Source organism: Devosia alba (genome assembly GCF_039938915.1).
Lineage (GTDB): Bacteria > Pseudomonadota > Alphaproteobacteria > Rhizobiales > Devosiaceae > Devosia > Devosia alba.
The window spans coordinates 79,154-92,777 of the sequence record NZ_JBDUUI010000008.1 but is presented as its reverse complement, the minus strand read 5'-3'; the positions used below and the strand labels follow the sequence as shown (position 1 = coordinate 92,777).

Sequence of the window (13,624 nt, the reverse complement as noted above, 5' to 3'; positions counted from 1 at the left end):
CCCACATTTATTGAAGTCTGGATACTTCCTTGACCACCCATACGGCTGGCCGCGACCATTTTCGCGGCGATGCACGGGCGCATTTGGCTGCCGCTCACGCTGGTAAGGGCCGCCGCCCGCTGGTGCGAATTGCGCTGTTTTCACTGCGTCATCCTTGGCAGGCGTCGCTGGCCATCGGTGCCACCATTGTCGCCTCAGTGCTGCAATTGATGATTCCCCGCCTGCTCGGCCACGCCATTGATCAGGCGCAGGGTATTCTCAGCACCGCCGCCGAGGGGGCCGAACAGGCCCTGTTCTGGAGTGCCATGACGCTGCTGGCCGTCTCGGTGGCGCGCGGCGCCTTCACCCTGGTGCAGAACTATTTTTCGGAATCGGTGGGCCACCATGTCGGCTATGAGCTGCGGCTGGCCTTTTACGACAAGGTGCAGAAGCTCTCCTATTCCTACCATGACAAGATCCACACCGGTGACCTGATCACCATGGGCCTGCTCGATCTCGACGGTGTGCGCATGTTCTTTGCCACGGGCCTCGTGCGCATGGTGCTGCTCTCGGTGCTGATCGGGGTGGGGGCCACCATGCTGCTCACCACCGATGTGATGCTGGGTTTGCTGGCGCTGAGCTTCGTGCCCTTCGTCGCCTGGCGCTCCTCGGTGGCCCAGCTTACCTTGCGCGCCACCTGGATCGCCCTGCAGGAAAAGCTCTCCGGCCTGACCCGGGTGATGGAAGAAAACCTGGGCGGCATTCGCGTGGTACGAGCCTTTTCGGCGCAGGATTTCGAGCTCGACAAATTCGATACTGCCTCGCGTGCAGCCTTGGCGCTGTCCCATCAGCGGGTCGATGTGCGGGTACGCAATACCAGCGCCATGACCTTCTCCTTCTTCGCTGCCATGGGATTGGTGCTGTGGTTCGGTGGCAACAAGGTGATCGCTGGCGACATGAGCGTGGGCACGCTGGCCTCGTTTCTGACCTTCATGACCATTTTGCAGATGCCGGTGCGCCAGCTCGGACTGATGGTCAATTCTTTCGCCCGTGCTTCCATCTGTGGCGACCGGCTGTTCAATTTCCTCGACGAGCCGTTGGCCATTGATGATGTGCCCGGCGCGGTCGATCTCAAGCTGACCGAGGGCACGCTGCGCTTTGAGGATGTGCACTTCACCTATCCCGGCGCTACCCACCCCACTTTGGCGGGCGTCAGCTTCGAGGCAAAAGCGGGCCAGACCATTGGCATTGTTGGCGCCCCCGGCAGCGGCAAGTCGACGCTCGCCCATTTGATCCCGCGCTTTTACGACATCGACGCCGGCAAGATCACCATTGATGGCCAGGATGTCAGTCAGGTCACCCTGCAGTCACTGCGCCGCGCGGTAGCGGTCGTGCAGCAGGACACCTTCCTGTTCACCACCACCATTGAAAACAACATTGCCTATGGCGATCCCTGGTCCAAGGAAACCAAGATCGAACGGGCCGCCGAAAGCGCGCAATTGCACAATTACATCATGGGTCTGCCCGCCGGCTACGACACTGTAGTGGGTGAACGCGGGGTGTCGCTTTCCGGTGGGCAGCGCCAGCGTCTGTCGATTGCCCGCAGCCTGGTGCTCAAGCCTGCCGTGATGGTGTTTGACGATTCCACCGCTGCCATTGATGCGGGGACCGAGCACCGCATTCGCAGTGCCATTCGCCGCTATGCCAGCGACCGGGTGACGCTGGTGATTTCCCATCGCCTGAGTTCGCTGCTGCATGCCGACACCATCCTGTTCCTCGAAGATGGCAAAATCGTCGAGCAGGGGAGCCACGACGAACTGCTGGCCCAGGGCGGTCGCTACCGTGCGCTCTACGATCTGCAGACCCGCCCCAGCGACAATATTGAACTCGGGAGCGCTGCCCAATGAGCGTGCTTGACGAAGACGAACGCGAAGTTGCCGCCTTTCCGGGCCAGCGTCCACCCCGCGCCAGTGTCGGGAGCCACCGCATTGAAGAGGACGTTTTTGGCAAGGCCTATGATCCCCAGACGGTGCGCCGCATCTGGGCATTCGTGCGTCCCTATCGGGCCAAGATCGTTCTCTCGGTTGCGGCGGTACTGGTGTTCACCGCTACCCAGTTGGCCATTCCGCTGATCATTGGCCGTGCCATCGACAGCGGCATGACCGAAGGGGGCAATGCCACCAATCTGCTCTGGGCGGTGGCCGCCTTCGCCGTTGCCGTCATCTTCAACTTTGGCGCCTCCTTCGTGCAGGAGACCGAAGTGGGCAAGGTGGCCGAAAACGTGCTGTTCGACATGCGCCGCGCCATGTTCGCCCAACTGCAGCGCGTCTCGCTCAGTTTTATGGACAAGACCGAAGTCGGTCGCCTGATGAGCCGGTTGCAGGGCGACGTCAATTCCATGCAGGAGTTCCTCGAAACCTCGGTGATTTCGGTCGGCGACATGGTGCTGCTGATTGGCATCGTCGTGGTGCTGCTGTCGCTCGATTTCCGGCTCGGCCTGCTGACGCTGTCCACCATGCCCATCCTGTTCATCGTCCGCATCTTCTGGCTGCCTCCCGCCAAGCGCGCCTTCTGGAATGCCCATGAGACCAATTCGATCACTGCCGGCGCCATGGCCGAGGGCATCAATGGCGTCCGCACCGTGCAGAATCTTGACCGCCAGAAGGTCAATTTCGACCTGTTCGACGACAAGGCCTATGCCAATCTGCGCACCCAGTTGATCGGTTCGCGCTTTGCCCAGGTGATGGTGCCGATTGTCGACTCCCTGACCGGCACCGCCATGGCCATTGTCGTGGTGGTGGGTGGCTCGCTGGCGCTCAATGGCAAGCTGGAGATCGGCGTCATCGTCGCCTTCCTGTTCTACATCCAGCGCTTCTTTGACCCGATCCGCTCGCTGACCATGCAGTATTCCATCATGCAGCGCGCCATGACCTCGGGCCGCCGCATTACCGAAGTGCTCGATATTCCCGCCTCGATCACCGACAAACCTGACGCCATTTCCCTGACGCGTGACATGGATGGCTCGGTCGAGTTCCGCAATGTCAATTTCGCCTATGACCCGGATCGCCCGGTGCTCAAGAATGTCAGTTTCACGGTCAATCCGGGCGAGACGGTCGCGCTGATCGGCCCCACGGGGTCGGGCAAGACAAGTGCCATGGCCCTGGTGCACCGCTTCTACGAGGTGCAGTCCGGCGCCGTGCTGGTGGGTGGCCATGATGTGCGCGATATCACCCAGCAATCGCTGGGCGAACAGGTCGCCATGGTGCTGCAGGAGCCCTTCCTGTTCACCGGCAGCGTGTTTGACAATATCCGCTACAACAAGGTCAACGCGACGCGCCAGGACGTCATTGATGCGGCCAAGGCCGTCGGGGCGCACGAATTCATCGAGCGCATGCCAAACGGCTATGACAGCATTCTCGAACAGCGCGGCTCCAATCTGTCGCTGGGACAGCGCCAATTGCTGAGCTTTGCCCGTGCCCTGGTGGCGGACGCCAAGATCCTGGTGCTCGACGAGGCTACCGCCAACATCGATTCCTATACCGAGCGGCAGATCCAGAAGGCTTTGCTGACCCTGCTGGAAGGCCGCACGGGCATGGTGATCGCCCACCGTTTGGCGACCATTCGCGGCGCCGACCGCATCATCGTGCTGCAGAATGGTGAATTGATCGAAACCGGCAATCATGACGAGTTGATGGAACTCGGCGGCCTCTACGCCAAGCTCTACAACATGAACTACTCCAGCTTTGACGACATTCCCGACGAACTGGTCAGCAAGGCCAATGCCAAGGCGGCGAGCACCTGAGCCCAGTGCGCGCTTGCCGCCTTACCGTGCTTGCCAATCCGGCATGACCACCTCGACACCCCCTCTTGCCACATCGGTTCTGGCGCCGCTTGCCGCGCCGGTGCATGAAGCGCCCCGACAGCAGGAGTGAAGTGCGTGAGTCTGTGGGTGAGTGCGGCGTTGCTGCTGGCCGTGTTTGGTACCTCGACTTTGTCGGGCGTGTTCGGCATGGCTGGCGGACTGGTTTTGCTGGGTATTCTGCTGGCCATCCTGCCGGTCGGCACGGCCATCGCCGTGCAGGGCGCCATCCAGATCGTGGCCAATGGCTCGCGCGCCTTCATGTCACGGGCCTATATCGACTGGAAAATACTGGGCATGATCTGCCTGGGCCTGCTGGTGGCGGGCATCATCCTGTTCATCGTGCGCTATACACCGGATCTGACAACGGTGTGCATCGCCATCGGGCTGCTGCCCATTCTGGTCTGGATTCCCAAAAGCTGGCTGGAACTCGACGCCAGCAAGCCGTTGCATGCCTTCTTTTGTGGCCTGCTCGGTGGCGGTCTCAACCTGGCGGTCGGGGTCTCTGGACCGACCGTCGATATCTTCTTTATCCGCACCCAGATGGATCGTCGCAAGATCATCGCCACCAAGGCGACGACGCAGGTGGTCTCGCACGCCGCCAAGGTGGTGTTCTACTGGAATGCCGCGGCGGTGCTGACCCCGCTGGAATGGGGTGCCATTGCGCTCGCAGCGCCCTTTGCCATCGCCGGTACCAGCGCCGGTCACTGGATTTTGCAGCGGCTCACTGATGCCAATTTCCGTTCCTGGACCCGCTGGATTGTCACCGCCATCGGGATATTCTATCTGGGCCGCGGCATTTCCTTGCTGATCTGATCGCGATCAGTATGGTGCCGGCCAGGGGACCAGATGGCACCGTTCGACAGCGTTACCGCGCGCCTGATTTTATTGTTGGCTGATACCGGCTCAATCGGTCGCGCCGCCGAGCGCGAAGGCATTGCCTCATCGGCCGTCAGTCGTCGCGTCTCCGATCTGGAAAGCCGCCTCGGCGTGGTGCTGTTTGACCGCTCGGCACAAGGCGTCAGGCTGACCATTGCGGGCGAGGCCTATGCCGAAGGCTGCCGTACCGTGTTGCGCGCCATTGCCGATCTTGACGCGGTAATGACCGATTTCAGTTCGGGTCATCGCGGCGCGCTCAGGCTGGCCTGTACCAGTTCGGCCCTGACCGGACGGTTGCCAGAACTGTTGGCGCACTACGCGGCCCGGCATCTCGGCATTGATCTGGATATTCAGGAAATGAGCGCGGCCAAGGCGCTGCTGGCTCTTGATGAGGGGCGGGCCGATATCGCCATTGTTTCCGACAATTACGATTTCACCCGCTTTGAGATCAAACCCTTCGAGGATGATCGCGTCTGGGTCGTTGTGCCGCCCGACCATCCACTGGCCGCCAGCATCGAGCCGCGCAAGGAAATTGCCTTTGCTGCCGTGCTCGACCATCCCATTGTCGGCATCCATCACGCCGGCTCGCTCGACCGACTATTGGCGGATGCAGCCAACACGGCCGGCAAGCCGCTGACGGAGACCCTTCGCGTCGAGAGTTTTCCGGCACTGGTGCGCATGGTCGAGGCCGGCTTTGGCATCGGCTTCCTGCGCTCGACCAGCCTGCATCTGCTGGCCGGTACCGATCTGGTCTGCGCCCCGCTCGCCGAGCCATGGGCGCTGCGCCAATTGCTGGTCGCCCGCCGCAAATCAACCCCCTTGTCAGCCGCCATGAAGAGCTTTATCGCCCTGTGCAGCGAGACCTATACCCCCTCAATCTGAGGCTTGCGACATTTCGGCGCTTTCACGCGATCCGCCGCCGCCCTATGAGTGAACCATGAACAGCACGCGCAGCATCAGCAGCGAGATCGGAACGGCCCTGGCCGTGCTGGCGATCTATCTGCTTACCCTGCTGGCGCCGCTGCACGAAGCCCGCGCCAGCCAGCTGGCCTTTGAAAAGCTGGGCTATTCGACGCTGCAGAGCGGTTGGGTGCTGTGTTCGTCCCTTTCGACTTCCGATTCTGACCCTGACAGCGAAACGCCGGTCAGCAAATGCCCGGTCACCGGTGTCGGCAAGTCCGCGCTCGTGGGCCCGGCTCTTGACGCCGTGGTGCTGGATCTGGGCGCTATCATGCTCGCCGCCCCGCGTCCTGTGGCGCGCGTCACGGTTCGTCCGGCGACGATTGCCCCGCCGTCGGGGCCCCGTGGCCCACCGGCATTGGTCTGATTGCCCCGAGCCCCTGGCTCATTCAGATCCATTTCTCTTTCGAAAGTCATCACCATGATCCGTACTCTGCACGCTGCTGTTGCAGCCATTCTGCTGCTCGTCACGCCCGCCTTCGCCCATGACGGGACCACCCATGTCGGCGAGCTCAACATCACCCAGCCCTTCACGCGTGCCACCCTGCCCAACGCACCCGTCGGCGGGGGCTTTTTGACCATCGCCAATACGGGAGCTGAGGCCGATCGTCTGATCGACGCCAGTTCCGCCGTGGCCGGCGATGTGCAAATCCATGAAATGGCCATGGAAGGCGATGTCATGAAGATGCGCGAGCTGGCCGACGGTCTTGAAATTCCGGCCGGTGCAACCGTGGCGCTGGCCCCCGGCGGCTTCCATATCATGTTCATGGGTCTCAATCAGGCCTTTGTCGAAGGCGAAGCCGTGCCGGTGACGCTGGTGTTCGAAAAGGCCGGTTCGGTCGAGCTGGCCCTGCCAGTACTGGGCAATGCGGCGAAATCGGCCGAGCAGGGCGCCATGGAAATGGGTCACGGTACCGCGGCGCCCGCTGCGGCCACCAAATAGTGGCCATCAAGACGGTTCGGCTTTGGCTCTGGGGCGCGGTTGTCGCCCTGGCGCTGACAGCTGGTGTCGGTGCCCTGCTGCTGCGTCAGTCGCCGCCGGGCGCCACCCCCTTCGGCACCGGGACCTACAGCCTGATCGACCAGAACGGCAAGGCCGTCGATCAGACCCTGTTTATCGGTCACCCGTCGGCGCTGTTTTTCGGCTTCACCCATTGCCCGGAAGTCTGTCCCACCACCATGGCCGAAATGGCCGGCTGGTTCGAGGCGCTGGGCGATGAGGGCAAGGACCTGCGGGCCTATTTCGTCTCCATCGACCCCGAGCGCGATACGCCGGAAATGTTGGGCGACTATGTCAGCTGGGTCAGCGATCGCATCACCGGCATTACCGGCACGCCCGAGGAGATCGCCAAGATCGCTGGGTCCTGGGGGGTCTACTATCAACGCGTTCCGCTCGACGATGGTGGCTACACCATGGATCACACGGCGCTTGTATTCCTGCTCGACGACAAGGGAGCGTTCCAGGGCACCATCTCCTATGGCGAGGATCAGGAGACGGCGGTCGGCAAGCTCAGGAATTTGCTGGCCAAATCCTGAGATCAAACCGCCCGGTTCGCAGTGCTGCGGATCGGGCACCCACCCCACAGAACTGCGCCCGCGCCAAACTGGTGGGTGACGAGGCGGGCTATGCTGGCTAGGTTGCGCGCAACAGCCACAAGGAGCGTGCCGTGCAGCCCTCGATATCCATCATCACCATCGGTGTCGACGACCTCGAACGCGCCTTTGCCTTTTACCGCACCCTGTTTGATATCAGCGATGACCAGATTGGCGCTGGCGAAGACCACATCGCCTTTTTCTTCGATGATGGCTTTTCCTTCGTGCTGTTCCCGCGTGAGCAGATCGCCCAGACCGCTGGCAAGCCGGTCGCCATCGCCGGCACACCTGGCTTCGTGCTCAGCCACCAGGCCGCAAGTCCGGCCGATGTCGACGATATCCTGCGCCGGGTGCTCGTTGCTGGCGGCGCCATCATCACCGAAGGCACGCAATCGGAATGGGGTTATTCAGCCTATTTCGAGGACAGCGAAGGCAATGTCTGGGAACTGATGGCCAAGCCACCAGCGCACTAAACCCTCCATAGAGGGGCGGCGCTGATAGTGCGGGGGCAGGAGCCCCAACACTTGCTGCCGCTGCCCTAAAAGCCGCCACCCGTCTTGAAGCCGCCATGCTTGCGCGTGCCGCTCGATCCGGTGCGGGGACGCGAGAAGCCGCCGCCAGTGGCCCCCCCGGAGGGACGTCCGAAACCGCCGCCAAAGCCACCCTTGGACTTGCCGCCGCCGCCCCCGAAGCTGTTGTCCGGCCAGCTAAAGCCCCCACCTTCGGGCCAAGGCGTGTTGGAGCGCTGCCGGCCATTATTGGGCAGGCCGACCCCGCCGCCCCAATCGCTGGTGCCCGCACCCCAATTCTGGCTGCGCTGCCACTTGTCCCAATAGGACGCTGCCGTGATGCTGCCGCGCAGGAAGTCGTTGAGCAGATCGCCCACCAGCCGTTCCTCGCGAAAGGTCGAGCGTGGATCGTCAAAGTGCTGTTTTTTGAACTCCCACTGGATATCTTCGAGTTCGCGTCGGCGGGCGGCCAGGGTCTTGAGCCGCTCCTTCTGCTCGCGCGTTTCCTGCTCTTCTTCCTTGGCGCGGGCCCGTGCATCGTCAATCTGCGCCACGATGGTGTCGTCCTGGCCGGTGCGGGTGCGACGCGCATCGGCCAGCAAGCTCTGGATGTCTTCACGCTCGAGCGCGGTGGCCAGTTCCCCCAGCGTGCCTTCAATGGCCGGGTTGAGGCCCTGTGACAGCGTCGCCACGGTTCTGGCGGCCTCGTCGCGCTGATCCTCGGTGGCCAACATCTGAGCATCAAAATCGGTGAGCTGCTGCTGGGCGCTTTTCATGGCGTCGCGGATCGGCTTGCCGCCTGCCGCATCAATCGCTGCGGTCTCCATCTCGTCGAGTTCGGCCTCGGCGGATTTGGCCATTGCGATCTGCCGTTCGGCATGTTCACGCAACCGCAGCGGAATTTCGTTGAGCATGGCAAAATTTGGCCGCGTCTTGTGGAAGCCCACCAGCTTGGCTACCAGGCCATCAAGATAGCGCACCAGATTGTTGGCCCGGTAGTTGGCCGTGCCGTAGCCCGCCTCCCAAAGATACATGAACAGCCGATCCTCGCGGTAAGGCTTGCCCTTTTCCTCCCGATCGGCCTCGGCCTGCTCGGTCTTGCGCATGGATTGGGCGGCCACTTCGGCTAGCGCCACTGCCTGCTCCTGCTTGGCGGCAAAGGCTGGATCGCGGGCAATTGACGCACCAAGAGAGTTGGCCAGGGCCCTGAGTTCGGCCTGATGGGTCTCGTATTGCTTGAGGACGGCGGCCCGCTCTGTGGTCAACTGGCTGAGCCGGGCGTCGATCTCGGCCACCGCGCTCTCGGCCCTGCTCAAATCCTTGGCATGGGCCTTGACCTGCGCCCGCGCCCTGGTTTCGGCCGTCGAAATGGCGCCGTCCAGCTCGCCCTGTATTGCCGGGTCAAGGCGCAGCCGCGCGAGCTGCCGGAACAGTTCTGCCTCGCCCTCGCGGATCTTGCTGATGCGATCGGCGGCGCGGGCCAGCCGTTTGGAAATCTCGTCTTCCTCGCGGCGGATATCCCGCATCGCCTCGTCCAGGCTCGCCAGTGCCTCAGGGCCGCGAATGCTCATAACTCTACCACCGCGTTACCGCCCCGCCGGACACCGGCACATTGTAGTTTACTTCGATGAATCCATAGGATTTCCGGCCGATTTCATTGTTCTGGATGATGCCATCTTCGCGCTTGTCCGCCACCACCGCGTCATAGACCGCTTCGGGAACCCGCACGCCCCAGATGCTGACCGTTTCGGTCGCGCCAGTCTCTTCGTTGAGAATGGGCAGGCTGAGCGTCTGCCCGTCGGCATCGAGCGCCTCGACCACCAGATAGTAGTTGGTAGCGTCGGTATTAATCTCCGGGAAGGTCCAGAAGCCGGATTGCTCGTCCGCGCGATTGACCACCCGCAGCGTATATTCCTGCCGGATCAGATCGCGCAGCGCCGTCAGGTCCGCCACCGCATCCTCGGCTGCCGGGCGGTTGCCCTCAGCGGCAAAGGTCTGGCCTCGCGTGCGGATGGCTTCGGCATCCAGCACCGCCTGCTGCACCTTGGTCTCTTCAAAAATCGTATCGTACAGATTGTCCATCTGCGCGGGCAGACCTTCGGCCAGCTCAATCCGCGCCTGTTGGGCCTGTTCGGCCTGATAGGGCTGCCACACGCCGAAATAGCCAACAAACAGCGCCACCAGGGCCGCAGCGATCAGCAATACCGGCTTGCCCCATTGCTGGCGTCCGACATAGAGTCGCGCCAGCGTCACCCCAAAGCTGGGTGCCGGGGGATCATAGGTAAACCGGCTTTCCTGCAGAGCCACCACACCCTCCCTGAGAATGTGGTCCGGTACCTCAATGCCCTGCTGATGGTAAATGTCGCGCAGCCTGTCGATCAGTTGCGCTTCCTTGGCATCGGTATCGAGTTCACGCGTGGCCAGACCCTGCTGGTGGCGCAGCGTGTCCACCACGTCCATGGCCAGCATGACTTCGTCCAGGGGGGCAGCGGACCGCGCTGTCACGTCACTCATTATTGCCGCCCGCCCTTGCCCGCCGGTCCCCTCAGTTCTTGCCCTCAAGCAGCAATGCATTGCCCTCGGCGGCCAAAGCCGCCAGCCGGCGCTTGCCATCTTCCACTGCGTCGCGGATTTCCTCGGAATTCTTGGTCGAGGCCACCCGCATCTCGTTGATGATGGTGCGGCTCTTCTCCTGGAAGTTGACCACGGAATCCACCAGCTTCTTGACCGCATCGGCGCGTACGGTTGGGCCATAACCGGCCCGCACGGCCTCCTCGGTCACCTTGTCGCCGATTTCCGAAAGGGTTTCGAGGCTCTTGCTCATCCCTTCCTTCATCGCATTCAGCGTGGCGGTGGACTCGTGCAAACCAAACATGCCGGTAAACGAGGCAGACAGTGCGGTCAGCACGGTTTCATTGGTCGAAAAGAACGAGATCGACTGCTGATACACGCGTTCCTTGGCGTTGGTGGTCTGCATCAGCCGCGCCATTACCACTTCGGATGTGTTGTAGGAAATAGTCAGATTGTCCGACAGATCCTTGGCGATCTGGTACCGCGCTTCCTCATTTTGCATGTCGCGCAGCTTTTCGTCGCGATCCATTTCCAGCCGTGCCCGGTCCGCCGGCACACTGCCGGAAAAGGACGACACAGCGGTCGATGCCGCCAGCAGGATGTCCTTTTTACCCTTCAGGCGCTGTTCAGCGGTGTGCAGCACTTCGAGCGCCATCACCTCGGACTGCTTGAGCGCACCACGGAAATCGCGATAGGCCTCCAGAATGGTGTGCTCGCGATCGATCTGGTCCTTGGTATCGGCCGTGACCTCCAGATAGGTATCGCGGATCTTGTCAAAGCGTGTGGCAATATCGCCGCGGCTGACCTTCATCCATACATTGGACGCCCGCTCGAGCAGGTCGAGCTTGTTGTCTGCCAACTGGTCGACCATGCCCTTGGCGTCGTCGCGGATGGAATCAAAGCCCTTGGTGATGTCCTCGTAGCGCTCGCCGATCTGCATGGCGGCAATCTGCTCGCGCACCACCTCATTGAAGGCACTCGCCTGGCTCAGCGTCCGCCCGATCAGCAACACGCGGGTTTCGTCCAGCTCGGTAATTTTCTCCAGCAGGCCCGTAATCGGGGCTTCACCCTGCTGTTCGGGCCAGATGCCCAGGTCACGAATGGCGTTGACTGCCTTGTCCAGATACTGCAGCGGCTTTTCCGCCCCCATGGCAGCGGGTGCAACTGAAGCCGTTGATGTCGTCGACCCGTCATTAGCCATTTTATCGCTCCTCATCCTATCCAGACGAGCCGGCAAATGCCTGTCGTCGTGCTATTGATCGCTGGTGTGCCGCTGCGTGACAATTGCAACTGCTCGCCCCGACAACTATTTAGACATATTGGTGCGAAAAAGCCGCACGTAAAGAGCCGGAGCACCCCTATGACACCTAGCTGTTTCCCTTGGCATCGCGGCCACAATAGGGCCGGGTCCCAGCACCGGCGCGAGGGGAGCCGCTGATGGATTTTGGTGGACGCTATCTGATGGCAGCGCCGCGGGTCGCGGTATGGGCCGCGCTCAATGACACCGCCATGCTGAAAGCCGCCATTCCGGGCTGCCACAAGATCGTCTGGTCGGGGGCCGATACACTGGATCTCGAGATCAAGGTCAATCTTGGCGTCGTCCATCCCATCTTCAAAGGCGATCTGGCGCTGACCGATATCGTCCCGGCCGAGCGCTATACGCTCACGGGCCGGGGCAGGGGCGGACTGCTGGGACTGGCTGAAGGCGCAGCCGATATCATTCTGTCCGATCATGGTGAACACACCCTGCTGGTCTTTGCTGCGCGGGGCGGCGCCTCCGGTCAGATCACCAAGCTGGGCAAAGCGATCATCGGCAATTCGGCGCAGAAGATCATCGATGGCTTTTTCGAGCGTTTTGGCGCGGCCATGGATGCCCAGGTGACGCCCTTGCCCGTCGACGAGCCCAGGTGACCTAACCTGTTGATTGGCTTGCATGATTTCGGTTGTCACGCCGGCAGGACGGCGCCTGGGAACACGTCGTTCCCCTTGCCAACGGCTCGCTGGTAATCAGCGCCAGGCCGTTTCCGACCCCGGTATCGATCTTCGGCTGCAGGCAGTTGCAATGCAGTGCTCGGGCTGTGCTGTCAGCCTGGCTGACGGGTGCGTGGTCAGCGGCCTGATGGTCAAATTTTGACCAACCGGAAAAATATCATCAATTGCATCTTGCAAGCTGCCGATTTGCACGATTGTATCGACTGATAGTGCACGCCGAGCATCCGCTGCAGCCAACGGCCAGCGCAAGCGTGTCAGACAGGGAGACGAACTCAATGAAATTCACCACCTTTACCAAGGCCCTTGCCAGCAGCGTTGCGCTGAGCGCGGTTCTCACAGGTGCCGCCCTTGCCGATCCTGCACTGATCTATGACCTCGGCGGCAAGTTCGACAAATCGTTCAACGAAGCGGCCTATAACGGCGCCGAAAAATGGAAGGCCGAGACCGGCGGCAACTACATCGACCTCGAACTGCAGAACGATGCCCAGCGCGAGCAGGCTCTGCGCCGTTTCGCCAGCCAGGGTGCCAACCCGATCGTGGTGATGAGCTTTATGTGGGAATCGGTGCTGGGGCCGCTGGCGGCTGAGTTCCCCGACACCAACTTCGTGGTGATTGATGCGGTGGTGGATGCGCCCAATGTGCAGTCCATCCGCTTTGATGAGCATACTGGTTCATTCCTCGTGGGTGCCCTGGCTGCCATGAAGTCCGACGCCGGGACCTTCGGCTTTATCGGGGGCATGGACGTGCCGCTGATCCATCGTTTCTATTGCGGCTATGCGCAGGGTGTTCGCTCTGTCGATCCCGAAGCAAAGCTGATTGAAAACTACACGGGCACCACGCCCGCAGCCTGGAATGATCCCGTGACTGCCGGTGAATTGGCCAAGGCCGCCATCGATCAGGGCGCCGAGGTGGTCTTTGCTGCCGCCGGTGGTTCGGGCCTGGGCGTGTTGCAGACCATGGCTGACAACGGCAAGTTCGGCATCGGCGTCGATAGCAACCAGAACTATCTGCATCCTGGTTCGGTGCTGACCTCGATGGAAAAGCGTGTTGATAACGCGGTCATCGAAGCCTTCACCAATGCCGGCGATGACGTCACGTTCAAGCCAGGCAAGATCGATCTGGGCCTGGAAGGCGACTTTGTTGGCTACGCTCTTGATGAGCACAACAAGGATCTGATCACCGAAGACATGATCGCCCAGGTCGAGGCTCTCAAGGCCAAGGTCCTGTCGGGCGAGATTGTCGTCCACGATTATGAATCCGATTCGTCCTGCCCGCTGTAAGC

13 protein-coding genes are annotated in these 13,624 nt (G+C 61.8%); 10 read left to right on the top strand and 3 right to left on the bottom strand.

What is annotated here, in order from left to right; all coding sequences use genetic code 11:
- Positions 1 to 29 precede the first annotated feature (29 nt).
- From ABFY71_RS12840 to ABFY71_RS12805, 8 genes are all read left to right on the top strand, one after another.
- Complete coding sequence (locus tag ABFY71_RS12840; RefSeq protein ID WP_347946397.1) at positions 30 to 1,886, top strand: ABC transporter ATP-binding protein; 1,857 nt, start codon at positions 30 to 32, stop codon at positions 1,884 to 1,886.
- The gene (locus ABFY71_RS12835) at positions 1,883 to 3,781 is read left to right on the top strand and encodes an ABC transporter ATP-binding protein (protein WP_347946396.1); all 1,899 of its coding nucleotides are present in this window, start codon (positions 1,883 to 1,885) and stop codon (positions 3,779 to 3,781) included. The genes ABFY71_RS12840 and ABFY71_RS12835 overlap by 4 nt, the downstream gene beginning before the upstream one ends.
- Positions 3,782 to 3,916: 135 nt before the next feature.
- Positions 3,917 to 4,654 (top strand): TSUP family transporter, encoded by a 738-nt coding sequence (locus tag ABFY71_RS12830; protein ID WP_347946394.1) that lies wholly within the window; start codon positions 3,917 to 3,919, stop codon positions 4,652 to 4,654.
- Between the two features lie 33 nt (positions 4,655 to 4,687).
- On the top strand, positions 4,688 to 5,599 hold the full coding sequence (locus ABFY71_RS12825; protein WP_347946393.1) for a LysR family transcriptional regulator: 912 nt from the start codon (positions 4,688 to 4,690) through the stop codon (positions 5,597 to 5,599).
- 55 nt (positions 5,600 to 5,654) lie between these two features.
- Positions 5,655 to 6,044, top strand: coding sequence for a hypothetical protein (locus tag ABFY71_RS12820; protein WP_347946392.1), 390 nt, complete (start codon positions 5,655 to 5,657; stop codon positions 6,042 to 6,044).
- 54 nt (positions 6,045 to 6,098) lie between these two features.
- Positions 6,099 to 6,620, top strand: a complete 522-nt coding sequence (locus tag ABFY71_RS12815; RefSeq protein WP_347946391.1) for a copper chaperone PCu(A)C — start codon at positions 6,099 to 6,101, stop codon at positions 6,618 to 6,620.
- Between the two features lie 5 nt (positions 6,621 to 6,625).
- Complete coding sequence (locus tag ABFY71_RS12810; RefSeq protein ID WP_347946528.1) at positions 6,626 to 7,213, top strand: SCO family protein; 588 nt, start codon at positions 6,626 to 6,628, stop codon at positions 7,211 to 7,213.
- Positions 7,214 to 7,344: 131 nt separating this feature from the next.
- The gene (locus tag ABFY71_RS12805; protein ID WP_305582891.1) at positions 7,345 to 7,743 is read left to right on the top strand and encodes a VOC family protein; all 399 of its coding nucleotides are present in this window, start codon (positions 7,345 to 7,347) and stop codon (positions 7,741 to 7,743) included.
- 65 nt (positions 7,744 to 7,808) lie between these two features.
- Here the strand turns inward: ABFY71_RS12805 and ABFY71_RS12800 are convergent, their stop codons facing one another.
- Genes ABFY71_RS12800 through ABFY71_RS12790 form a run of 3 tightly spaced genes read right to left on the bottom strand, consistent with a single transcriptional unit; the run spans position 7,809 to position 11,551 of the window.
- Positions 7,809 to 9,350, bottom strand: a complete 1,542-nt coding sequence (locus ABFY71_RS12800; RefSeq protein WP_347946390.1) for a coiled-coil domain-containing protein — start codon at positions 9,348 to 9,350, stop codon at positions 7,809 to 7,811.
- Between the two features lie 4 nt (positions 9,351 to 9,354).
- Positions 9,355 to 10,293 carry a DUF6384 family protein gene (locus ABFY71_RS12795; protein WP_347946388.1) on the bottom strand — a complete coding sequence of 313 codons (939 nt, stop codon included), beginning with the start codon at positions 10,291 to 10,293 and terminating at the stop codon, positions 9,355 to 9,357.
- 31 nt (positions 10,294 to 10,324) lie between these two features.
- On the bottom strand, positions 10,325 to 11,551 hold the full coding sequence (locus ABFY71_RS12790) for a cell surface protein (RefSeq protein WP_431021534.1): 1,227 nt from the start codon (positions 11,549 to 11,551) through the stop codon (positions 10,325 to 10,327).
- A 236-nt stretch (positions 11,552 to 11,787) separates the two neighbouring features.
- On the opposite strand from ABFY71_RS12790, the gene ABFY71_RS12785 reads away from it, so the two are divergent.
- Together ABFY71_RS12785 and ABFY71_RS12780 are read left to right on the top strand one after the other, a co-directional pair.
- On the top strand, positions 11,788 to 12,261 hold the full coding sequence (locus ABFY71_RS12785) for an SRPBCC family protein (RefSeq protein WP_347946387.1): 474 nt from the start codon (positions 11,788 to 11,790) through the stop codon (positions 12,259 to 12,261).
- Between the two features lie 356 nt (positions 12,262 to 12,617).
- Complete coding sequence (locus ABFY71_RS12780) at positions 12,618 to 13,622, top strand: BMP family lipoprotein (RefSeq protein ID WP_347946386.1); 1,005 nt, start codon at positions 12,618 to 12,620, stop codon at positions 13,620 to 13,622.
- Positions 13,623 to 13,624 lie beyond the last annotated feature (2 nt).

What these genes read in the sequence shown, in the direction of transcription:
- ABFY71_RS12835 (WP_347946396.1), top strand. Translation starts at nt 1,883, where the DNA reads ATGAGCGTGCTTGACGAAGACGAACGCGAAGTTGCCGCCTTTCCGGGC.
- ABFY71_RS12825 (WP_347946393.1), top strand. Translation starts at nt 4,688, where the DNA reads ATGGCACCGTTCGACAGCGTTACCGCGCGCCTGATTTTATTGTTGGCT.
- ABFY71_RS12820 (WP_347946392.1), top strand. Translation starts at nt 5,655, where the DNA reads ATGAACAGCACGCGCAGCATCAGCAGCGAGATCGGAACGGCCCTGGCC.
- ABFY71_RS12815 (WP_347946391.1), top strand. Translation starts at nt 6,099, where the DNA reads ATGATCCGTACTCTGCACGCTGCTGTTGCAGCCATTCTGCTGCTCGTC.
- ABFY71_RS12800 (WP_347946390.1), bottom strand. Translation starts at nt 9,350, where the DNA reads ATGAGCATTCGCGGCCCTGAGGCACTGGCGAGCCTGGACGAGGCGATG.
- ABFY71_RS12795 (WP_347946388.1), bottom strand. Translation starts at nt 10,293, where the DNA reads ATGAGTGACGTGACAGCGCGGTCCGCTGCCCCCCTGGACGAAGTCATG.
- ABFY71_RS12790 (WP_431021534.1), bottom strand. Translation starts at nt 11,551, where the DNA reads ATGGCTAATGACGGGTCGACGACATCAACGGCTTCAGTTGCACCCGCT.
- ABFY71_RS12785 (WP_347946387.1), top strand. Translation starts at nt 11,788, where the DNA reads ATGGATTTTGGTGGACGCTATCTGATGGCAGCGCCGCGGGTCGCGGTA.
- ABFY71_RS12780 (WP_347946386.1), top strand. Translation starts at nt 12,618, where the DNA reads ATGAAATTCACCACCTTTACCAAGGCCCTTGCCAGCAGCGTTGCGCTG.